General features: G+C 63.0%; 18 protein-coding genes. 12 read left to right on the forward strand and 6 right to left on the reverse strand.

Translation table 11 applies throughout. The features are described 5' to 3' along the window. The first annotated feature begins 70 nt into the window (after positions 1-70). The 4 genes from F759_RS0109220 (at position 71) to F759_RS0109235 (ending at position 3,004) form a co-directional block, all read left to right on the forward strand. On the forward strand, positions 71-883 hold the full coding sequence (locus F759_RS0109220; protein WP_027799590.1) for a tetratricopeptide repeat protein: 813 nt from the start codon (positions 71-73) through the stop codon (positions 881-883). Between the two features lie 47 nt (positions 884-930). Beyond that, positions 931-1,515: a peptidylprolyl isomerase gene (locus F759_RS0109225; RefSeq protein WP_027799591.1), complete on the forward strand. Its 585-nt coding sequence runs from the start codon at positions 931-933 to the stop codon at positions 1,513-1,515. Positions 1,516-1,660: 145 nt separating this feature from the next. Then, positions 1,661-2,155: a peptidylprolyl isomerase gene (locus F759_RS0109230; protein WP_020065568.1), complete on the forward strand. Its 495-nt coding sequence runs from the start codon at positions 1,661-1,663 to the stop codon at positions 2,153-2,155. Positions 2,156-2,206: 51 nt separating this feature from the next. Beyond that, positions 2,207-3,004: a UDP-2,3-diacylglucosamine diphosphatase gene (locus tag F759_RS0109235; protein ID WP_027799592.1), complete on the forward strand. Its 798-nt coding sequence runs from the start codon at positions 2,207-2,209 to the stop codon at positions 3,002-3,004. 77 nt (positions 3,005-3,081) lie between these two features. Here the strand turns inward: F759_RS0109235 and cysE are convergent, their stop codons facing one another. Together cysE and F759_RS0109245 are read right to left on the reverse strand one after the other, a co-directional pair. Beyond that, complete coding sequence (gene cysE / locus F759_RS0109240; protein ID WP_027799593.1) at positions 3,082-4,026, reverse strand: serine O-acetyltransferase; 945 nt, start codon at positions 4,024-4,026, stop codon at positions 3,082-3,084. 209 nt (positions 4,027-4,235) lie between these two features. After that, positions 4,236-5,075, reverse strand: a complete 840-nt coding sequence (locus tag F759_RS0109245) for an RNA methyltransferase (RefSeq protein ID WP_027799594.1) — start codon at positions 5,073-5,075, stop codon at positions 4,236-4,238. Between the two features lie 421 nt (positions 5,076-5,496). On the opposite strand from F759_RS0109245, the gene F759_RS0109250 reads away from it, so the two are divergent. The 4 genes from F759_RS0109250 (at position 5,497) to F759_RS0109265 (ending at position 12,280) form a co-directional block, all read left to right on the forward strand. Next, positions 5,497-6,300, forward strand: a complete 804-nt coding sequence (locus tag F759_RS0109250) for an inositol monophosphatase family protein (protein ID WP_027799595.1) — start codon at positions 5,497-5,499, stop codon at positions 6,298-6,300. Positions 6,301-6,702: 402 nt separating this feature from the next. Continuing rightward, entirely contained in the window at positions 6,703-8,001 is a 1,299-nt protein-coding gene (gene lplT / locus F759_RS0109255; protein WP_027799596.1) for a lysophospholipid transporter LplT, read from the forward strand. A 183-nt stretch (positions 8,002-8,184) separates the two neighbouring features. Beyond that, positions 8,185-10,872 carry a DNA mismatch repair protein MutS gene (gene mutS / locus F759_RS0109260; RefSeq protein WP_027799597.1) on the forward strand — a complete coding sequence of 896 codons (2,688 nt, stop codon included), beginning with the start codon at positions 8,185-8,187 and terminating at the stop codon, positions 10,870-10,872. Next, positions 10,859-12,280, forward strand: a complete 1,422-nt coding sequence (locus F759_RS0109265; protein WP_027799598.1) for a hypothetical protein — start codon at positions 10,859-10,861, stop codon at positions 12,278-12,280. Before mutS ends, F759_RS0109265 begins: the two co-directional genes overlap by 14 nt. On the opposite strand, the gene F759_RS0109270 is transcribed toward F759_RS0109265, so the two are convergent. Next, on the reverse strand, positions 12,260-12,805 hold the full coding sequence (locus F759_RS0109270) for an FKBP-type peptidyl-prolyl cis-trans isomerase (RefSeq protein ID WP_027799599.1): 546 nt from the start codon (positions 12,803-12,805) through the stop codon (positions 12,260-12,262). The genes F759_RS0109265 and F759_RS0109270 overlap by 21 nt on opposite strands. A 32-nt stretch (positions 12,806-12,837) precedes the next feature. Between F759_RS0109270 and F759_RS0109275 the strand changes: the two genes are divergently transcribed. Together F759_RS0109275 and F759_RS44010 are read left to right on the forward strand one after the other, a co-directional pair. Next, on the forward strand, positions 12,838-14,088 hold the full coding sequence (locus tag F759_RS0109275; protein WP_027799600.1) for a cupin domain-containing protein: 1,251 nt from the start codon (positions 12,838-12,840) through the stop codon (positions 14,086-14,088). A gap of 233 nt (positions 14,089-14,321) precedes the next feature. Beyond that, positions 14,322-14,582: a hypothetical protein gene (locus F759_RS44010; protein ID WP_084534229.1), complete on the forward strand. Its 261-nt coding sequence runs from the start codon at positions 14,322-14,324 to the stop codon at positions 14,580-14,582. A gap of 178 nt (positions 14,583-14,760) precedes the next feature. On the opposite strand, the gene F759_RS0109285 is transcribed toward F759_RS44010, so the two are convergent. From F759_RS0109285 to F759_RS0109295, 3 genes are all read right to left on the reverse strand, one after another. Next, on the reverse strand, positions 14,761-17,025 hold the full coding sequence (locus tag F759_RS0109285) for an ATP-dependent DNA helicase (protein WP_027799601.1): 2,265 nt from the start codon (positions 17,023-17,025) through the stop codon (positions 14,761-14,763). Positions 17,026-17,089: 64 nt separating this feature from the next. Next, entirely contained in the window at positions 17,090-17,308 is a 219-nt protein-coding gene (locus tag F759_RS0109290; RefSeq protein ID WP_027799602.1) for a DUF465 domain-containing protein, read from the reverse strand. A gap of 173 nt (positions 17,309-17,481) precedes the next feature. Continuing rightward, positions 17,482-18,414, reverse strand: coding sequence for a hypothetical protein (locus F759_RS0109295; protein ID WP_244438805.1), 933 nt, complete (start codon positions 18,412-18,414; stop codon positions 17,482-17,484). A 22-nt stretch (positions 18,415-18,436) separates the two neighbouring features. Here F759_RS0109295 and F759_RS43265 point away from each other — a divergent pair, with 22 nt between their 5' ends. Together F759_RS43265 and F759_RS0109300 are read left to right on the forward strand one after the other, a co-directional pair. Next, the gene (locus F759_RS43265; RefSeq protein ID WP_167334015.1) at positions 18,437-18,769 is read left to right on the forward strand and encodes a hypothetical protein; all 333 of its coding nucleotides are present in this window, start codon (positions 18,437-18,439) and stop codon (positions 18,767-18,769) included. Then, positions 18,766-21,114, forward strand: a complete 2,349-nt coding sequence (locus F759_RS0109300; protein WP_027799604.1) for a Tex family protein — start codon at positions 18,766-18,768, stop codon at positions 21,112-21,114. The genes F759_RS43265 and F759_RS0109300 overlap by 4 nt, the downstream gene beginning before the upstream one ends. The last annotated feature ends 1 nt before the right edge of the window (position 21,115 follow it).

Genomic DNA, 21,115 nt, shown 5'->3' on the forward strand with positions numbered 1-21,115 from the left:
CCGGCGGTTCGACGGAACGCGCAGACCTTTTGTTAGAATGGCTCGGAGTATAACATCCAGACCCGAGCCTATGAAACCTTCCAGCGGCCGCGCGCGCAGCGCTGCGACCCTCGCCGCGACGGCCTTCGAGCGCCCCATACGCGGCGCTCGCCGTGGCATTGCGCGTAACATTGCTGGCGGCCTCGCGCGCGCCTTTACGTTACGCGTCGCCGTGGCTGTCGCCCTCGGCATTCTGCCTGGCACCGCGGCGTTCGCGCAGAAATCGCCGACCATGCCGCAAGGCCCCGCAGTGCGCGACAACACGCCCGAAATCGACGCGTCGATCGCGCAGAAAGACTGGCAAGCCTCGCTCACGCAACTCGATGCGCGCATCGCTTCGAACCCGCGCGACGCGCAGGCGAAGTTCAAGCGCGCCACGGTGCTCGCGCATCTGAACCGCGACGACGAAGCGATTACCGCATTCACCGAACTCACGCAGCTGTATCCCGAGCTGCCCGAACCGTATAACAATCTTGCCGCGCTGTACGCGAAGCACGGCCGTTATGTGGAAGCACGCGCGGCGCTCGAAACCGCGACCAAGGTCAATCCAGGCTACGGTCTCGCTTACGAGAACCTGGGCGACCTGTATTTGCGCATGGCCAACGAAGCGTACCGCCGCGCGCAGAGCCTGGGCAAGGCAAGCGCCACGACCACGCAGCGCATCGCCGACATCCAGAAGATCGTGTCGCCGCCAAAAACGGGCAAGTCGACTAGAAAAGCCGCTGCGGTGCAAGAGAACTATACGGACCGCGCCACTGCGAACATGACGCAAACGCCGAGCTTCCAGTACGGCGGCGCAAACGGCTCGCTCGCCATGCCGCCTTACATGGCGCCTTCGCAATAAAGCCGCCCGCTTGCGGCTATACGTTTTTTCCAACCCTGAGGATCTTCATGAAATGGTTGATGTTGGCGCTCGGCAGCGCCGCCCTGATCGCAAACGCACCCGCGTCTGCGCAGTCCGGTTCGCAAGCCGCGCATCCGTCCGTCCTCCTCAAGACGTCGGAAGGCAATATTCGCGTCGAGTTGTATCCTGAGAAAGCGCCTAAGACAGTCGCCAACTTTCTCGACTATGTGAAGTCCGGTCAGTACAGCGGCACGATCTTTCATCGCGTGATTCGCGGCTTCATGATTCAGGGCGGCGGTTATACGCAGAGCTTCGCTGAGAAGCCCACGCGCGCGCCCATTCCGCTCGAAAGCCGCAACGGTCTGAAGAACATGGCGGGCACGCTTGCGATGGCGCGCACCAGCGACCCCAACTCGGCCACCGCGCAGTTCTTCATCAACACGGTAGACAACGCCGGCCTCGACTATCCGAATCCGGATGGCAATGGCTACGCGGTATTCGGCAAGGTCACGAGCGGCATGGACGTCGTGAAGAAAATCGAAGGCGCTCCGACCACCACGCGCGGCCCGATGGGCGACGTGCCGCAAAAGCCGATCGTGATCGAATCGGCTAGCGTCGTCAGCAGCAAGTAACGGTAACAGTGCAGTAACGGAACACGGAACGCTCGTACCCAAGCGTCAGATCCACGCCCGGCGCGGCCCGCATCAACCGCATTCAAATGCAGCACGACGGCTCACCGCGCCTCTTCCACCCACCCGTTCATCAAAGGATTCCATCATGGTTGAACTGCATACGAACCACGGCGTCATCAAACTCGAACTGGACGCCGAGAAGGCGCCGAAGTCGGTTGAAAACTTCCTCAACTACGTGAAGGCCGGTCACTATGACAACACGGTGTTCCACCGCGTGATCGACGGCTTCATGATTCAGGGCGGCGGCTTCGAACCCGGCATGAAGCAGAAGCCGACGGCCGAGCCGATCAACAACGAAGCGAACAACGGTCTGAAGAACGTGAACGGTTCGGTCGCGATGGCTCGCACCAACGACCCGCATTCGGCAACCGCGCAATTCTTCATCAACGTGAACGACAACGACTTCCTGAATCACTCGTCGCCCACGCCGCAAGGCTGGGGCTATGCGGTGTTCGGCAAGGTGGTCGAAGGCATGGACATCGTCGAGAAGATCAAGAAGGTCAAGACGGGTTCGAAGGGTTTCCATCAGGACGTGCCGGTTGATGACGTCGTGATCGAAAAGGCCGTGATCGTCGACTGATTGCCGGCACGTCCAGACCCGGACTATAAAAACCAGACTTAGGCACCTTCAATGCTGCAAGAAACGCCGCTGCGAAGCGTCGCCGCGGGCGTGCCTGGCGAGGGCAAACGCCCGCACGCCGCACGCCCGTTTTTGTTCCTCTCCGACATTCATTTGAGCGAGGCGATCCCGCGCACGGTCGCCGCGTTCGAACACTTCATTCGCGTCACCGCCGACCAGGCGGACTCTGTTTTCATTCTCGGCGATCTGTTCGAATACTGGATCGGTGACGACATGCTCGCCGAGCCGTTCGTCGCGCGTATGGCCGCGCTGTTGCACACGCTGACCGAGCGCGGCATCGCGCTCTACATCATGCATGGCAATCGCGATTTTCTGCTCGGCAAGCGCTTCATGAAAGCGGCCGGCGCCATCTGGCTGCCCGATCCATTCGTGATCACCGCATTCGGCACGCGCATCGCGCTCGCGCATGGCGACCGCTTGTGCACGGCGGATCGCGGTTACCAGCTCTTCCGGGGATTGGCGCGCAACCGGCTCGCGCAGATGCTGTTCCTCGCGTCGCCGTATTCGTGGCGTCAGGCGCTCGCCGAAAACATGCGCGCGAAAAGCGAGCACGGCCGCTCGCGGCCTGTCTCGCTCAAATACGACGTGACGCCAAAAGGCGTCGCGGCGTTATTCAAACGGTACAAAGCGGCAACGATGATTCATGGGCACACGCACCGCCCCGCGCGTCATCGCGAGCCGGGTGGAATACGCTGGGTGCTGCCCGACTGGGACCTCGATCATGGCGAACGGCGCGGCGGCTATCTGCGTATCGACGCTGAAGGAATTCGGGCGTTGCCGCTTGACTGAGTGCGATGCATGCGTGCCTCGCCGCCGCGCACCGCACGCAGCGGCGTCACGCGCGCGATACATCACCGCTTCAAAGATCAGCGCTCCACTGCCACCCCATCCACCTTGCCGGCAATCGCCGCGGACAAGCGCCGCAAATCGAGCAGCGCTGCGTCGGCGCCTTGCAGTCCTTCGAGACTCGTGCCGAGATGCTCGAGCGCAATGACGATTTCGTCGATGCGTTTGGCTTGCGTCGCCGCATGATCGATCAGTCCATGAATGGCTAGCGACACAGGATCGTCCGCATTCGGCGTGATGCCGTAGGCGCAGAACGCACTGCGCTCGACGGCGAGCTTGCCGCTCTCGCGCGCCGTGCCGTTCGAAGAAGCGCGTTCATTCGTTGCGGCATCGCGAGCGGCGCTCGCGCCGCCGTTGGCGGTCGCATCCGCAGCCACATTCGCAGCCGCGGTGGCCGCCGCGCTCGCAACGACAGACGCCGCGGCAGCCGCGGAAGCAGTCGAAGCCGCCGCCGGCACGATGACGCGCGCCGGATTGCCCACAGCCGTACCACCGGGCGGCACGGGCTTCGTCACCACCGCATTCGATCCGATCTTCGCGTCCGCGCCGATCGTGAAACCGCCGAGCACCTTCGAGCCCGCACCTACGATCACGCCGCGATCGAGCGTCGGATGCCGTTTCGCGCCGCGCGTGAGTGACGTGCCGCCGAGCGTCACGCCCTGATAGATTGTGCAATCGTCGCCGATCTGTGCAGTCTCGCCGATCACCACGCCCATCCCGTGATCGATGAACACGCGCCGCCCCACCGTCGCACCGGGATGAATTTCGATGCCTGTCATGAAGCGCGCCATCTGCGAGATGAAACGCGCAAGCCAGCGGCGCCGCGCCTGCCAGCACGCGTGCGCGAGCCTGTGAAGCACCAACGCGTGCAAGCCCGGATAACACGTGAGCACTTCCCAGGCACTGCGGGCAGCGGGATCGCGCTCGCGGATCGTAGCAATGTCTTCGCGAAGTCTCGTGAACATGGCAGGGACTATGTTGTGGGGGAAAGACTGCATGCGCGAAACGCCATACGCGTGCAGGGCCGCCGTATAGCAGACCGGCAGCTTTGCTTTGAACGTTTCGAGGATTGTAGGACGGTTCCCGCAAACCTGCCGGAAGTCCATGTAGCGCAAAAGGTCGTCGTGTTAGCTGGCGTCCGCCAACTTGCTGCGTCGTCGCACCGCGCGCCACGCTACTGCGTGCTGTCGTCCTTGCGGCCCGTCTTGAGCAGGATGTGCTTGGCGATGCCACGCACGATATTGACTTCCTCGCGCTCCAGACCCGAGCGCGCGAAGAGCCGCCGCAAACGCGACATCAGTTTCTTCGGATTCGCGGGATCGAGAAACTCGAGCGCGACGAGCGCGCTTTCGAGGTGCGCAAACATGCTTTCAATTTCATTGCTCGCGGCACGCGCGCCTGCCGGTTCCGCAGATGCGGCCGACGTTTGCGGCGCACGGATTGCGGGCGCGTTGGTGTCGGCGCAACTCGTCAGATAGATCATGCGCAGCTCGTAGGCCAACACCTGGACTGCTTGCGCGAGATTGAGCGAACTGTAGGCCGGATTGGCCGGGATATGCGCGAGCGCGCTGCATCGCTCCACGTCTTCATTCGACAAGCCCGTGCGCTCGTTGCCGAACACGAGCGCGATCTCGCCGTGCAACGCTTCGTCGCGCGCGAGGCTTGCGGCTGCACGCGGCGTCCATTGCGGAGGACCGTATTCGCGCTGCCGCGCGGTCAGCGCGATCGACCAATGCACGCCGGAGAGCGCATCCGCAAGCGTCGGCACGACGTGGGCCGAAGCGAGCACGTCGTCGGCGCCGCTTGCCATTGCGATGGCTTCCGGATCGCTCTGCACATGCGGCACGCGTGGCGAGACCAGCACGAGCCGCGAAAAACCCATAGTTTTGAGTGCGCGCGCGGCGGCCCCGACGTTGCCGGGATGGCTCGGCTCGACGAGTACAAAGCGCGTCGACGTGAAGCCGCCGCGCAAGTCCGCCACGGCGGGATCGGAAGAATGATGGGTGTGATCCACGATGAAGTTTTGCAAGCCAAAGAACGCGTATGGTAGCGCCAACGCGCGAAGGCGCCGAATTGCACGCGACATGGCACGCCACATCGCGCATCACATTGCGCGTCACATCTCGTATCGAAGCGCGTATCGAAGTGCGTAGCAAAGCCCTGCCCGCAAGCCTCCTCGTCCCGAACGCTGCCGCGACGTCCGGACTCAGGTAAAATACCGGTATTCGCGCCTGCCCCGAGCCCAATGCATGCAACGGGCGAAGCGGGCGCTTCGTTCTTATTCAATTCGTCTCCGTTGGCGGAATGCGCACCGGTCGTGTATCGGGCGAGCGTTCCGTGCTGTTTTTCGCGCCTCGTCGAGGGCGCCAATTCGCGCGCGCCTAGCGCTCATTTACCGGCAAGCAGCCGTGCTGCCCCGGCACAAGGATCAGTCCATGCATCCCATGCTCAATATCGCTGTGAAGGCCGCGCGCCGCGCAGCACAGATCATCAACCGCGCGTCCCTCGACCTGGATCTGATTCAGGTCAGCAAGAAACAGCACAACGATTTCGTCACGGAGATCGACAAAGCGTCTGAAGCGGCGATCATCGACACGCTGGAGACCGCCTACCCCGACCACGCAATCCTCGCCGAAGAATCCGGCAAGTCGGAGAACGAGTCCGAGTACCAGTGGATCATCGATCCGCTCGACGGCACGACCAACTTCATTCACGGCTTTCCGTACTACTGTGTGTCGATCGCGCTGGCGCACAAAGGCATCGTGACCCAGGCCGTGATTTACGACCCGACCCGCAACGACCTCTTCACCGCTTCGCGTGGCCGCGGCGCGTTCCTGAACGACCGCCGCATTCGCGTCGCCAAGCGTGACCGGCTGGCCGACGGCCTGATCGGCACCGGCTTTCCGTTCCGCGAAACCGACGGTCTCGAAGCGTATGGCCGCCAGTTTGCAGAAATGACGCAGGCGTGTGCGGGTCTGCGGCGCCCGGGCGCCGCCGCGCTCGATCTGGCGAACGTCGCTGCGGGCCGCATGGACGGCTTCTTCGAACAAGGCCTGAATCCGTGGGACGTCGCCGCGGGCAGTCTGTTGATTACCGAGGCCGGCGGTCTCGTGGGCAATTACACCGGCGACTCGGACTTCCTGCACGTCGGCGAAGTCGTCGCCGGCAATCCGAAGATCTATGCGCAGATGGTGCCGATCCTGTCGCGCTACAGCCGTACCCGTCAACAAGCGGCTTAAGGGTTCGCGGCGGGCTCGGTCATCGGTCTATCACGTCACGGGTTGATCGCGTCATCGGTCGATCACACCCCGCCGCTCCGGCAGCCCGCGCGGCCTCGCCTGACTTCGGCATGCGCGTCCGGCCGCGGCGCCCGAAGAACGCGCACTGGAAACGTGACGCACCACTCGCAAGCAATGCCGCGCGAGCGAAAATCACGACGGACACATTCACGATAAGCGGCCTCTGCCGCTTTTTCGTCGGCGCGCCAGCATCGTGCGAGCGTTCGTGCTACAAAGCGGGAAGCCGCGCCGGCGCGCTTTCCTCGCCGGCTGCATTTCGCGTTCCACGCTGCGCCCGCATACGCGCCTCGTCCGCGCCTTTGTCTGCGCCGAAGCCTTCGCGCGCAGCTTCCCATCCGCTTCATGAAAAAAGGCTTCTACACAATCATCGCGGCGCAGTTCATTTCGTCGCTTGCCGACAATGCCCTGCTGATCGCCGCCATCGCATTGTTATCCGTGATCCGTTCCGCCGCGTGGGTCACGCCGTTGCTGCAGATCTTCTTCACCGTCTCGTACGTGTTGCTCGCGCCATTCGTCGGCGCGTTCGCGGATTCCATGCAAAAGCGGCACGTGATGTTCATCTCGAATGCACTGAAGGCGAGCGGCTGTCTAATGATGATCGCGGGCGTCCATCCAATGATCGCCTACGGCGTGGTCGGCCTCGGCGCGGCCGCATATTCGCCCGCGAAGTACGGCATTCTCACCGAGCTGCTGCCAGCCGAAAAACTCGTCAAGGCGAACGCGTGGCTCGAATCGGCGACCGTGCTGTCGACCATCGTCGGCACGATGGTGGGCGGCGCGCTCATTAGCACATTCGCCGATAAATTCGTCGCGCGCGCGCATTTGCCGCTGATCGGTTCGTCGGCCGACCTCGCGATGTTCGCCGTGATGCTCACCTACGCGGTCGCCGCCGGCATCAACATCTTCATTCCCGATACCGGCGCGCGCTATCCGAACCGCCTGTCGCAGCCGACGAGACTCGTCGGCGATTTCTATCATTGCTTTAACGTGCTGTGGGCCGACAAGCTCGCGCAGATCGCGCTGTGGGTGACGACGCTGATGTGGGGCGGCGCCGTGACGCTGCAATTGCTGGTGCTGAAATGGGCCAATGTCAACCTCGGCTTGTCGCTCTCGAAGGCAGCCGTCATGCAGGGTGTCACCGGTCTGGGCATTGCCGTCGGCGCGGCAGCGGCGGCCGTGCTGATCCCGCTGCGCCGTTCGTTGCGCGTGCTGCCGATCGGCATTCTCACCGGCGCCGTGGCGATTGCAATGGCCTTCTACAACAAGAATCTTTTCCCCGCACACGCCAGCGTCCATATCGGCTCGTACGTGGCGCCGGTCTATATCCTGCTCGCCTACCCGCTAATGATTCTGCTCGGCGCGCTGTCCGGCTTTTTTATCGTGCCGATGAACGCGATACTTCAGCATCGCGGCGCGACGCTGTTGTCCGCCGGCCATTCGATCGCGGTGCAGAACTTCAACCAGAATCTCGCCGTGCTGCTGATGCTCGGCGCGTACGCATTGCTGCTCACGGCAAAGATGCCGGCGCAATGGATCATCGTCGTGTTCGGCGTGTTCATTACATTCATGATGTGGCTCGCGAAAAGGCGCAGCGCGCAGAACGAACGTAGCGCCAATATGCGCGCGCTGCTCGAAGAATGACGTGGGCGTGAGTGCGAAACATTCGTGGACGGCGCAGATGCTTGCGCGGGCTTGCTGTGCTTGACTGCGCCGGCGACTGAGCAATTCGCGTGACAGCGTGCGTTGGCCATCCGGCTAGGGTCCGCTCGCCGCGCCGGCGGGTTAAACTCACGCCCTGAACAGCTAACGCAAAAGACACCGAGGATGGGCATTCAAACCGCAGCGGCCAGCGACGTCGCACAACATACGCCAATGATGCAGCAGTATTTGCGCATCAAGGCGGAGCATCCGGGCACGCTGGTGTTCTACCGGATGGGCGACTTCTACGAACTCTTTTTCGACGACGCGGAAAAAGCCGCGCGTCTGCTCGACCTCACGCTCACGCAGCGCGGAGCGTCGGCGGGCAATCCGATCAAGATGGCGGGTGTGCCGCATCATGCGGTCGAACAGTATCTGGCGAAACTTGTGAAGCTCGGCGAATCCGTCGCGATTTGCGAGCAGATCGGCGACCCGGCAACGTCGAAGGGTCCGGTCGAGCGCAAGGTAGTGCGCGTCGTCACGCCGGGCACGCTCACAGATGCTGCGCTCCTGTCCGACAAGAACGACGTCTTTCTGCTCGCCGTGTGCGTCGCGCACAATCGGCGCGGCGTCGCGACGAGCGTCGGGCTTGCGTGGCTGAATCTCGCGAGCGGCGCATTGCGGCTCGCGGAAGCCGCCCCCGATCAGGTCGCCGCGGCGCTCGAACGGATCGATCCCGCGGAAATTCTGGTTGCCGACACCGCTGCTGATTCGGCAAGCTGGACGCCGCCCACCGGCGCCCGCGCACTGACCCGCGTGCCCGCGTGGCATTTCGATGTCGCCTCGGGAACGCAGCGTCTGTGCGATCAACTCGAAGTGGCGGGTCTCGACGGCTTCGGCGCGCATTCGCTCACCTGCGCATGCGGCGCGGCCGGCGCGTTGCTGCTGTACGCGGCGGCCACGCAAGGTCAGCAACTGCGGCACGTGCGCAGCCTGAAGGTCGAGTACGAATCGGAATATATCGGCCTCGACCCTGCCACGCGGCGCAACCTCGAAATTACGCAGACGCTGCGCGGCACCGAGTCACCCACGCTGTGCTCATTGCTCGATACGTGCTGCACGACTATGGGCAGCCGTTTGCTGCGTCACTGGCTGCATCATCCGCCGCGCGATCCGGCGCTCGCGCAGTCGCGTCAGCAGGCTATCGGCGCATTGCTCGAGGCGCCCGCGGGTGCGGACGTCGACTCGCTGCGCAGCGCGCTCAGGCATATTTCGGACATCGAGCGGATCACTGGCCGCCTCGCATTGCTGTCCGCGCGGCCTCGGGACCTGTCGAGCTTGCGCGATACCTTCATCGCGCTGCCCGAGCTTCGCGCGAAGCTGGCGGCTGTTTCATCGAATGCGGATTCGCTTGCGCGCATCGACGTGTCGCTCGAGCCGCCGCAAGCTTGCGTCGAACTGCTCACGCGCGCCATCGCGCCGGAGCCGGCCGCGATGGTGCGAGACGGCGGCGTGATTGCGCGCGGCTACGATGCGGAACTGGACGAACTCAGGGATATTTCGGAGAACTGCGGGCAATTCCTGATCGATCTCGAAACGCGTGAACGCGCGCGCACCGGCATCGGCAATCTGCGCGTCGAATACAACAAAGTGCACGGCTTCTATATCGAGGTCACGCGCGGCCAGACCGACAAGGTGCCGGACGACTACCGCCGCCGTCAGACGTTGAAGAACGCCGAGCGCTACATCACGCCGGAACTGAAGACGTTCGAAGACAAGGCGCTGTCCGCGCAGGAACGCGCGCTTGCCCGCGAGCGTTCGCTCTACGACGCGCTGTTGCAGGCACTGCTGCCGTTCATTGCCGATTGCCAGCGCGTCGCGTCGGCACTCGCGGAGCTCGATCTGCTCGCAGCTTTCGCCGAACGTGCCCGCGCACTCGACTGGGTCGCACCGAGCTTCTCGCCGAATGCAGGCATCGAAATCGAACAGGGCCGTCATCCGGTCGTCGAGGCACAGGTCCAGCAGTTCATTGCGAACGACTGTACGCTGACGCCCGAGCGCAAACTGCTGCTGATAACCGGCCCGAACATGGGCGGCAAGTCGACCTTCATGCGCCAGACGGCGCTGATCGCGCTGCTGGCCTACGTAGGCAGCTACGTGCCCGCACGGCGCGCGGCGTTCGGCCCGATCGACCGCATCTTCACGCGCATCGGCGCAGCAGACGATCTCGCAGGCGGGCGTTCGACGTTCATGGTCGAGATGACGGAAGCCGCTGCCATCCTGAACGACGCTACGCCGCAAAGCCTCGTGCTGATGGATGAAATCGGCCGCGGCACGTCCACCTTCGACGGCCTCGCGCTCGCATGGGCCATCGCGCGGCATCTGCTTGCGCACAATGGCTGCCATACGCTTTTCGCAACGCACTACTTCGAACTCACGCAGTTGCCGGCCGAATTTCCACAGGCGGCCAACGTGCATCTGTCGGCGGTCGAGCATGGACACGGCATTGTGTTCCTGCACGCCGTCAACGAAGGACCGGCGAATCAGAGCTACGGTTTGCAGGTCGCGCAGCTCGCCGGCGTGCCGAACGCGGTGATTCGCGCGGCGCGCAAGCATCTCGCCCATCTCGAACAGCAGTCGGCGGCGCAACCGGCTCCGCAACTGGATCTGTTTGCCGCGCCGCCGCCGATGCTGCTCGAAGACACGGACGATGAACGCGCCACAGACAGCGATGCGCCTGCGGCATCTTCCGCAATGCAAGCGCTGGCCGAGCGTCTGCGTGGCATCGATCCAAACGATCTGCGGCCACGCGAAGCGCTCGACCTGTTGTATGAACTGCATGAGCTGGCCTCTGCGCCGGATGCCGATCATTGACGCACGCAGCCTTGTGCAGCGGCCGCGCCGATTCCGCGCGGCACTGGTCATTGCCTCGACACTAGCATGCGGCCGCGGGTGCGTTGCCGCGACTTTCGCATCGGCGTTTGCTTTCGCGTTTGTTTTCGCTTCTGCTTTTTTTCTGCCGGCAACCGCGGCATATGCGGAAGCGCCGAACTATAGCTTCGCGGTCATCGCGAATACCATGCAAAGCCCCGCCGACGAAGCGTCGACGCAGCGGCTGATCGATGCCATCGGCCGGGAGCGCGGCGTGTCGTTCATCGTCTACGACGGCAATCTCAAAGGCCCGAAAGAAGCGTGCCGCGATGCGCTGTACGAACGGCGCCACGCGCTCTTCGAAACGTCGCGGCCCGCGCTGTTTTTCATCCCCGGCCAGCACGACTGGATCGATTGCGCGAGCGCCCAGGCCGGCGGTTTCGATCCAGTCGAACGGCTTGACCTGCTACGCCAGACGCTGTTTAGCGACGCTAACTCGATGGGCCAGAACCCGATTGCGTTGACACGCGAGAGCGAGGTGTCGCGCTTTCGTCCGTATCGGGAGAATGTGCGTTGGCAACTGGGAGACACCGTGTTCGTCGGCCTGAACGCGCCCAGTCCGAACAATCACTATCTGACTGCGGGCGGGCGCAACGGCGAGTTCGAAGACCGCGTGATCGCCAATGCATTCTGGCTCGAACACGCCGGCGAATTTGCGAAGCGCCGCGACGCACGCGCAATCGTCGTGTTCATTCAGGGCGATCCCGATCCTGAGCGCTATGAACGGCCCGAACGTTTTGCGTGGCTGCGCTTCGGACGCAATCCGCGCCGCGATGGATTCCTCGAGTTCAAGCGCAGCCTCGTGAAGCTCGCTCAGATCTTTCCTGGACCGGTGCTCGTCATCCATTCCGACGACGAACGCGCAAGCGCCGGCTTTGTGATCGATCAGCCGCTACGCAACGACAAGGGGAATCTGGTGACGAACCTCACGCGTGTCGCGCTTGCACCGCATGATCGTCTTAACCAGTGGATTCAGATAGAAGCGGATTTCGGCAAAAAACCGCCGTTTCGCGTGACCGTGCGCGATGTACCGCGGCACATGCCGATGCCTACGGCACAGCCTCCGTTGCTGCGGGAGGAGCCCGCCGCTTCGATGCCGGCCGTGCCGTCGCTCGGGCCCGCGTCAGACTTGCCGCCGCTCTTTCAGACGCCCGGCCAGCCACAACCCGACTCGCAGCAACTCGACCCGTTACCGCACATTCCAGCCGACCAAGGCGGCGGCGGATACGGACCCGCTACGTCGATTCCGCCTGCGCAGACAATGCCCTCCGCGCAGCCGCACATGCCGGGGGCCTCGGGCGCTTCAGGCGCTCCCGGCGGCCCCGCAAGCTCAGTGCAGCGTGGGCCCTGACTTGCCGCTGTCGTCGTCGGCCTCGTCGTCTTCGTCGAGGACTTCCAGGCCGTCCGCACCATGCGCGTGCTCGTGCTGGATTTCGTCTTCGGTAGCCGGACGTACGTCTTTCACCGTCAACGCGAAACGCAGCGCCATGCCGGCGAGCGGATGATTGCCGTCGAGCACGACTTTGTCTTCCGCGACGTCGGTCACCACGTAGACGAGCGAATCGAGATCCTCGTCGCCTTCTTCCGGCGTGCCTTCGAACTGCATGCCGACTTCGAGCGGTTCCGGAAAGCGATTACGCGGCTCGATCTTCACGAGGTCCGGATCGTACTCACCGAATGCATCTTGCGGCTCCAGCTGGATCTGGGTCTCGAAGCCGGCCTCGTGGCCGTCGAGCTCTTCCTCGATCTTGGGGAACGTGCCATCATAGCCGCCGTGCAGATAGACCATCGGCTCGTCGCTCTCTTCAATCAGATTGCCCTGCGCATCCGACAGCTTATAAGCGACCGACACGACGGTGTTCTTTGCGATTTTCATTCGATTCTCCAGAATACAACTCACATTATACGATGCCCAAGCGGCCCACTGACCACCCGGCCGAAGCAGCTTCGGCACGCAATTCCTCGTCGGCTAAAAAGCCGGCTTCCGCGATTCTTCCGCCCTCGCCCGACACGCCCACACCACTGCTCGGCAACCTCACGCCGTCACAATTCATGCGCCGCTACTGGCAGAAAAAGCCGTTGTTGATCCGCCAGGCGATTCCCAATGTCGAGTCGCCGCTCTCGCGCGACGAGTTCTTCGAACTGGCGGACCAGGATGAAGTCGAGGCGCGGCTCATCACGCACTTCCGCAATAAATGGCAACTGCAGCATGGACCGTTCGCGCCAGACGAACTGCCGTCGCTCAAGCAGCGCGCGTGGACCCTGCTAGTGCAAGGCGTAGATCTCCACGACGACCGCGCGCGCGCCCTGCTCGACCGCTTCCGCTTCGTGCCGGACGCGCGTCTGGACGATCTGATGATCTCGTATGCCACCGACGGCGGCGGCGTCGGCCCGCACTTCGATTCCTACGATGTGTTTCTTTTGCAAGTAAAAGGCAAGCGAAGGTGGCGCATCAGTGCGCAGAAAGATCTGACGCTGCAAGCCGGCCTGCCGTTGAAAGTTTTACAGAACTTTGAGGCAGAGCAAGAGTGGGTGCTGGAGCCCGGCGACATGCTGTATCTACCACCGCATATCGCGCACGACGGCGTAGCCGAAGGCGAATGCATGACCTGCTCGATCGGTTTTCGCGCACCGTCGGCGGGCGAGCTAACGGCCCAGTTCCTTTACCATCTGGCCGAACGTCGCGAGGAGAATATTCCTGCAGGCGCGCTTTACCGCGATCCTCAACAGCCTGCCGTAGACCGGCCCGCCGAACTGCCGGCAGCGCTGGTCGAACGGGTTGGCGCAATCCTTGCTGGAATCAGCTGGAATGAGCAGGACATTGCGTCGTTCCTTGGCACGTACCTCAGCGAACCCAAGCCGAGCGTCGTCTTCGATCCGCCGCAAAGGCCGCTCAACGAAGCGCGTTTCATCAGTCAGGCATCAACGTTAGGTGTGCGACTGGACCGCAAGACCAATTTGTTGTACAACCGCCGTTTTTTCTTCGTAAATGGAGAGAAAACCCCGTTCGACGGCGCGAAAAAATGGTTGTTTGATCTCGCCGATCACCGCTGTCTGAGTGCGAAACGCTTTGTAACACTCTCACACGATTCGTCGGTGACAGCACGGCTGCACGAGTGGTATTGTGCGGGCTGGATACGGATGGGCGAGCTTGCCTAGCCTCGCGTGTCTGTTATACACAGTACATTGAAATTTTGTATGAGAAAGACAACGTATTGACCCCGGATTTATGGATTGTCAGTACGAAAGTGCATATAATTTCCGCCCAAGCCGTAGGGAAGATTCCTGCTCGTGAAAAGAGCGTCTCCACCAGCGGCCCAGGTCGGTGTTGGAGCACATTACCGGTATTATTTTGCGCTGTTGCTTACCTTTAACCATAAAAGGACGTGATCATGAAGAAATCCCTCCTCGTAGCATCCCTGTTGGCAGCTGTGGCACTGGCTGCATGCAACAAGAGCAACGACCAAGCCGCGGCCCCGGCTAGCGACGCAGCTGCCGCTTCGGCACCGGCTGCAGCAGCTTCGGATTCGGCTACTGCTGCTTCGGGTGCGGCTGCTGCTGCGAGCGACGCTGCTGCTTCGGCTACGACCGCTGCTTCGGACGCAGGCGCTGCTGCTTCGGCTGCTGCTCCGGCTTCGGGCGCAAGCCAGTAAGCTGTCGCGTAGGGTTCGCCTTCGGGCGGAAACTGCATCGGGAAATCAACTTGATTTCCCGAGTGGTAAAACAGAACGCCACGGACTCAGGTCCGTGGCGTTTTGTCATTCAAGCGCCGCTTTTGCAACCGTATCAATGAAACGAAAGCCGGCCATTGACGTGGCGATTGAGACGCCACTATTGAGCGGCCTCCGCGTTCTCTTCGAAAAACTCGCGCACCACCTCGATTTCACGTGTGCGCTTGAACGGCGGCAAGCTCTGCCAGATCCGGCGTCCATAAGGTTTGTCAACGAGACGCGTGTCGCAGATCATCAGAACGCCGCGATCCGTTTCCGCGCGAATCAGTCGGCCCGCGCCCTGCTTCAGCGTAATGACAGCCTGCGGCAGTTGATGAACCGCAAACGGGCTCAGACCTTTCTTCGTCAGCGCGTCGAGACGCGCTGACAGCACCGGATCGTCAGGCGGGGCGAAAGGCAGCTTGTCGATGACGACGAGCGACAACGCGTCGCCGCGCACATCGACGCCTTCCCAGAAACTCTGACTGCCCACCAGAATCGCGTTGCCATAAGAGCGGAACCGATCGAGCAATTCCGTGCGGCTTGCATCGCCCTGCACGAGCAGCGGATAGTTCCAGCCGCGCGCTTCAATCACGTCGCGTAGTTTGGCGGAGATGCGGTCCACGGCGCGCAACGTCGTGCACAACATGAACACGCCGCCACCGGACGCTTCGATTGCTGGCAGCGCGGCGTCGAACACAGCGTCGGTGAACATCGGCGACGACGGCTGCGGCAAATTGCGCGGCACATACAGAAGCCCTTGCGACGGATAGTCGAACGGACTCGGCAGCGTCATCGAACGCTTTGCGTTCAGGCCCATTTGCGCAGCGTAGTGCGTGAAGTCGCCGCGCACCGACAAGGTGGCCGATGTAAAGATCCACGCCCGCGGCACGCCGGCGCGCTGCTTGGCAAAGATCGGCGCGACCGAGAGCGGCGTCTCATGCAACTGCACGGTATGCGCGAACACTTCGATCCAGCGCACCTTCTCGTTGGGATCGGCGCGCTCATTGCGGCCCTCAGCGGAGCCGCTCTGAGCCGCATCGACCGCCTGACGCTCGAGCTCGGTAGGTGGAGTCGTCCAGCCGGCAAGCACGCCTTGCAACTCGCGAGCGCGGCGCAGACATGCGCCGATCGACTCGGCGCGTTCGGCTTGCGACGCAAGCGCGGATGTCAGCGCGTCGAGTTCGGTTTCGAGCGCTTCGAGTGCCGAGAACAACGGGTGATCGTCCGGCAACTGACCGATCGATAAACGCACCGAGTCTTCCTTGAACGCGAGCCGCACGTCGCGCGCGGCGCGTTCCAGCGTGGAGCCGAGCTTGACCCAGTCGACCGCGTCGCGAGCATGGCCCAAACCCTCGGCAACGGAATCGCGTGCGAGCTCGAGAAACTGCGCGGTGGAAAGCGTCTCGCCGAAAAAGAGCGTGGCAGTCTCGGGAAGCTGATGCGCTTCGTCGAAGATGACCGTGTTGGCCGTGGGCAGCAGTTCCGCCATGCCGGTGTCGCGCAACATGATGTCGGCGAAAAAGAGATGGTGATTGACCACCACGATGTCGGCCTGCTGCGCCTCGCGGCGCGCCTGCATCACGAAGCAGTCCTTGTAATGCGGACACTCCTGGCCGAGGCAGTTGTCGCGCGTGGACGTGACCATCGACCACACCGCAGCAGTTTCCGGCACGCTTGCGAGTTCGGCCTTGTCGCCCGTGCGCGTGATCTTTGCGAACCGAACGATGTCCTGCAGATACGAGGTTTCCTGGCGCGACGGCAAGCGGCCGTTATCGGCCGTGCGCTGCAGGTAGTAGTGACACAGATAGTTCGCGCGGCCCTTGAGCATGGCGACCGACACGGGCACCGCAAGCGCGTCGCGCACGGTCGGAATATCGCGCTGAAAGAGCTGGTCCTGCAGGTGCTTGGTGCCAGTCGAAACGATCACCTTGCCGCCCCACAGCATGGCCGGCACCAGATACGCATAGGTCTTGCCGGTGCCAGTGCCCGCCTCGACGATCAGCGTGTTCTCGCCGCCATCCAGGCCCTGCGCTTCGTCGGCTTCTGCTGTTTCCACTGCGGCATCGGCGCCAGCAGTTTGCAGGCGCCGCGCCGGACGCTTGTGCGCCTCGAACATCGCGGGCTCGGGCATCGCTCGGCCCGACGCTTCCATTGCGGCTGCGACGGCGCGCGACATTTCGATCTGCGACGCACGCGAGCGGTAGCCGTCGATCTGCCTGGCCAGCAAACCGTTGTCGGCGAAGATTTCGTTGAGCTCAGCGGCGCGGCTCGGATTGAGCGACGCACTCAGCGCAGACGCGGCGGGACGCGGCGCGGGTGTGCCGGTTTGTGAGGCGTCGTCGGCGGCCGTCGCGCGTCGTGAAGTTTCAAGCGGTGAATTCAAGGCAAGCGTTTCCTGCAAAATCCGGCTCGCGCAGCGCGCGCCCAGCGCCTGCCAGGCCGCGAACTCAGGCGCGTACGTCCGGTTCGAGCTGCAATTGCAGCAAGATGATGGTGTCCTTGACCTTGAGTTTGCGCTTTTTCAGGCGCTGCAACTCGAAGTCGTCGATGCCGGACTCATCCGACATTCGATCGATCAAGCGGTCGAGCCCACTGTGCTCCGATTCCAGTTGCAGAATCCGGTCGCGAAGTGTGTCCGCGTTGATGACGTGATGTTGATCGCGCATGCTCGCCTCCGCTCGACTGTTGCGTGGGCTGCATGTTCGCCATGTTCAGCCCGTTGCCTGAGGTTGCTGTCCGGCTCAAAACGCGCTACGACTGTCTGCACCACTGCGTGCACTACTTGAGATACTACAACCGCGCAGGCGCCCGCCACACGAGCGCAACGCCGCGCGCGGGCTCATTGTTGCTGTTGCTGCTGCTGTTTCTGCTGCTCTTCGAGTTGCTTCTGCTGCTTCAACTGATCCTGACGTTTCTGCTCGGCTTTTTCGGCGGCCTGCTTCTGGCGCGCTTCGACGTCGGCTTTGTGCTGAGTGGCTTCGGCCTGCTTCTTCTCGAAGCTTTGCTGCTTCTCTACGCGTTCCTGAGCCTTTTGCGCGCCCTGCTGACGGGCCTCATCGAGCTTGCGCTGGAAGTCGGCCTGCTTCTGATCGTAAGCCTGCTGATTGGCCATGGCTTTCGACGGGCTGATGCCGCGCTGCGCCTGGTCGATCGCATGCTGACGCTGCTTTTCCTCGTACGCCTGGGCGTTAGCGGCGCGCTGCGGCGCCTCCGCACTGCGCTGCGCCTCGTTCAGCTGATACTGACGCTGCTTCTCTTTGTAGGCCTGGGCGTTGCGCGCGTCTTCAGCGGCGCGCTGCGGCGCGCTCGCTTCGTCTTGCGCGCGCTTTAGCGCCGCCTGCTCGTCACGTTTGCGGGCGCGTTGCACACGCTCCTCGCCGTCGAGCGCGAGTTGTTCCTTGCGGATCTGCGCCTGCACCGTGCGCATCTGATCGCGCGCCTTGTTCAGGCAGTGGTTGACGAAAAACGTGCTGTAGCAGTTGTGCTCGGCGACGCCATAGCGATAGTTGTTTTCGTCGCTGCGTTGGTCGAGCACTTTCTGCCGCGCGTCGAACTCGCTGTCTTCGGATGTTGTGCTGTCGCCGCTTTCTGCGTTGCCAGCGGCGGCATTCACTGAGCCATTCGTCTCGCCACCGATGCCCACGGCCTGCTGCGACGATGCCGCGCCCCGTGTAGCCGACGCCGCGGGCTTTACCGCAGGCGTAATAGCACCGCTTTCAGGCGCCACGGACTGCGCCGAAGCAGGCGCCGATAACACGAGCGTGGCAGCCATCACACACGCCGCGCAGGCCGCCATGAACATCCTGCTGGAAATGAACGCGCTGACGTCGACGCCGCGCGACACTCGGCCACGCGACGCGAACGGCCAGCGCACTGCGAACGGCGGCAAATGTGGCGAGCGGAAGTCCGGGCGGTTGAAAGAAAAGGAGGTTGGCAACGTCGTAGAGGGGCAACGGAACATGCCCGAAATTCTATCACCCCCTGCGGTTGAGCCCTTTGGCATTTGTGGCAAAATGCCCCGCTCTAGCAACCTGGTCGCAGCGCGCACGCACTGCGTGCCCGGCGCCGCAAGGCGCCGCCGGCGCACGGCCTTTGATCGAGTCCGCAGGAAACCCAAGAGCTTATGACGGAAACCGTAGCACTCAAGATCGTACAGCGCATCGCCGCCGAGCTGTCAGTCCAGCCGCGCCAGGTCGCGGCCGCGGTGCAACTCCTCGACGAAGGAGCGACTGTTCCGTTCATCGCCCGCTACCGTAAGGAAGTGACCGACAATCTCGACGACACGCAGCTGCGTAACCTCGAAGAACGCCTGTTGTATCTGCGCGAACTGGAGGATCGGCGCGCGTCGATCATTGCCAGCATCGACGAACAGGGCAAGCTCACCGACGAGCTGCGCACCGCGATCGAGGGCGCCGACAGCAAGCAGGTGCTCGAAGACCTGTACCTCCCATATAAGCCGAAGCGCCGCACGCGCGCGCAGATCGCCCGCGAGGCCGGTTTGCAGCCGCTCGCCGACGCGCTGCTCGGCAATCCGCTGCTCGACCCGCAAGCCGAAGCCGCCGCGTATGTGGACGCCGAGAAAGGCGTCGCCGACGTGAAGGCCGCGCTCGACGGCGCTCGCGACATCCTCTCCGAGCAGTTCGGCGAAACCGCTGACCTGCTCGGCAAGCTGCGCGATTATCTGTTCAATCAGGGCGTGGTGTCGTCGAAAGTGGTCGAAGGCAAGGAAACCGCTGAAGAAGAAAAATTCCGCGATTACTACGACTACGCGGAGACGATCCGCACCGTGCCGTCGCATCGCGCGCTGGCGCTGTTTCGCGGCCGCAATGCAGGCGTGCTGATGGTCAAGCTGGGCCTTGGCGAAGAGCTCGACGCGCAAGTGCCGCATCCGGGCGAGGCGCTGATCGCGCGTCACTTCGGCATTGCCAATCAGAACCGGCCGGCCGACAAGTGGCTCTCCGACGTGTGCCGCTGGTGCTGGCGCGTGAAGGTTCAGCCGCACATCGAGAACGAACTGCTGACCAATTTGCGCGACGAAGCCGAACACGAAGCGATTCGCGTGTTCGCGCGCAATCTGAAGGATCTGTTGCTGGCTGCGCCAGCAGGTCCGAAGGCCGTGATCGGTCTCGATCCAGGCATGCGTACCGGCGTAAAGGTGGCCGTGGTCGATCGGACCGGCAAGGTGCTCGCCACCGACGTAATTTACCCGCACGAGCCGCGTCGCGACTGGGACGGCTCGATCGCGAAACTCGCGCGCATCTGCGCACAGACGCAAGCCGAGTTGATCAGCATCGGCAACGGCACCGCGTCGCGTGAAACGGATAAGCTCGCGAGCGAACTGATCGCGCGTCATCCGGAATTCAAGCTGCAAAAAATCGTCGTGTCCGAAGCGGGCGCATCGGTTTATTCCGCTTCCGAACTCGCGGCGAAGGAGTTCCCCGACATGGACGTGTCGCTGCGCGGCGCGGTGTCGATTGCGCGGCGTCTGCAAGACCCGCTCGCCGAACTCGTGAAGATCGAGCCGAAGGCCATCGGCGTCGGCCAATATCAGCACGACGTGAATCAGCGGGAACTCGCGCGCTCGCTCGACGCGGTGGTTGAAGACTGTGTCAACGCGGTCGGCGTGGACGCGAACACGGCGTCGGTTGCGCTGCTCGCGCGCGTGTCCGGGCTGAACGCCACGCTGGCTCGCAACATCGTCGATTATCGCGATGCGAATGGGCCCTTCCCGTCGCGCGAGCATTTGCGCAAGGTGCCGCGTCTCGGCGACAAGACGTTCGAACAGGCCGCCGGCTTTCTGCGCATCAACAACGGCGAAAATCCGCTCGACCGCTCGTCGGTGCACCCGGAAGCGTACCCGGTCGTTGAACGGATTCTCGCCAAAATCAATAAGCACGTTGGCGAAGTGCTCGGCAATCGCGACGCGCTTCGAGGTTTGTCGCCGGGCGAATTCGTCGACGATCGTTTCGGTCTGCCAACCGTGCGTGACATTCTGCTGGAACTGGAAAAGCCGGGCCGCGATCCTCGTCCGGAGTTCAAGACGGCGACGTTCCGCGAAGGCGTCGAAAAAGTCAGCGATCTGACGCCGGGCATGGTGCTCGAAGGTGTCGTCACGAACGTCGCGGCTTTCGGCGCGTTCGTCGACATCGGCGTGCATCAGGATGGGCTCGTGCACGTATCGGCGATGTCAACGAAGTTCATTAAAGACCCGCACGAGGTCGTCAAGGCCGGACAGATCGTCAAGGTCAAGGTGCTGGAAGTCGATGTGAAGCGCCAGCGCATCGCGCTCACCATGCGTCTTGATGACGAGTTCGGCGCGGCGGCGGCGCGTAGCGGCGGCGGTGCACAGCAGGATCGCGGCAACTTTGGCCGCTCGGGCAGTAACGGACGCGGCGCGCCGCAACAGCGCTCGCGCGAGCCGGAAGCGGGCGGCGCAATGGCCGCTGCATTCGCGAAGCTCAAGCAGAAGTAAG

The sequence above is a fragment of the Paraburkholderia dilworthii genome, assembly GCF_000472525.1.
GTDB lineage: Bacteria > Pseudomonadota > Gammaproteobacteria > Burkholderiales > Burkholderiaceae > Paraburkholderia > Paraburkholderia dilworthii.

Excerpts from the sequence above, each read along its gene's own strand:
- F759_RS0109290 (WP_027799602.1), bottom strand. The coding sequence starts at position 17,308 with ATGCGCGATCAACATCACGTCATCAACGCGGACACACTTCGCGACCGG.
- F759_RS0109270 (WP_027799599.1), bottom strand. The coding sequence starts at position 12,805 with ATGAAAATCGCAAAGAACACCGTCGTGTCGGTCGCTTATAAGCTGTCG.
- F759_RS0109265 (WP_027799598.1), top strand. The coding sequence starts at position 10,859 with ATGCCGATCATTGACGCACGCAGCCTTGTGCAGCGGCCGCGCCGATTC.
- F759_RS0109295 (WP_244438805.1), bottom strand. The coding sequence starts at position 18,414 with ATGGCTGCCACGCTCGTGTTATCGGCGCCTGCTTCGGCGCAGTCCGTG.
- F759_RS0109220 (WP_027799590.1), top strand. The coding sequence starts at position 71 with ATGAAACCTTCCAGCGGCCGCGCGCGCAGCGCTGCGACCCTCGCCGCG.
- F759_RS0109250 (WP_027799595.1), top strand. The coding sequence starts at position 5,497 with ATGCATCCCATGCTCAATATCGCTGTGAAGGCCGCGCGCCGCGCAGCA.
- lplT (WP_027799596.1), top strand. The coding sequence starts at position 6,703 with ATGAAAAAAGGCTTCTACACAATCATCGCGGCGCAGTTCATTTCGTCG.
- cysE (WP_027799593.1), bottom strand. The coding sequence starts at position 4,026 with ATGTTCACGAGACTTCGCGAAGACATTGCTACGATCCGCGAGCGCGAT.
- mutS (WP_027799597.1), top strand. The coding sequence starts at position 8,185 with ATGGGCATTCAAACCGCAGCGGCCAGCGACGTCGCACAACATACGCCA.
- F759_RS43265 (WP_167334015.1), top strand. The coding sequence starts at position 18,437 with ATGAACATCCTGCTGGAAATGAACGCGCTGACGTCGACGCCGCGCGAC.
- F759_RS44010 (WP_084534229.1), top strand. The coding sequence starts at position 14,322 with ATGAAGAAATCCCTCCTCGTAGCATCCCTGTTGGCAGCTGTGGCACTG.
- F759_RS0109300 (WP_027799604.1), top strand. The coding sequence starts at position 18,766 with ATGACGGAAACCGTAGCACTCAAGATCGTACAGCGCATCGCCGCCGAG.
- F759_RS0109235 (WP_027799592.1), top strand. The coding sequence starts at position 2,207 with ATGCTGCAAGAAACGCCGCTGCGAAGCGTCGCCGCGGGCGTGCCTGGC.
- F759_RS0109230 (WP_020065568.1), top strand. The coding sequence starts at position 1,661 with ATGGTTGAACTGCATACGAACCACGGCGTCATCAAACTCGAACTGGAC.
- F759_RS0109275 (WP_027799600.1), top strand. The coding sequence starts at position 12,838 with ATGCCCAAGCGGCCCACTGACCACCCGGCCGAAGCAGCTTCGGCACGC.
- F759_RS0109225 (WP_027799591.1), top strand. The coding sequence starts at position 931 with ATGAAATGGTTGATGTTGGCGCTCGGCAGCGCCGCCCTGATCGCAAAC.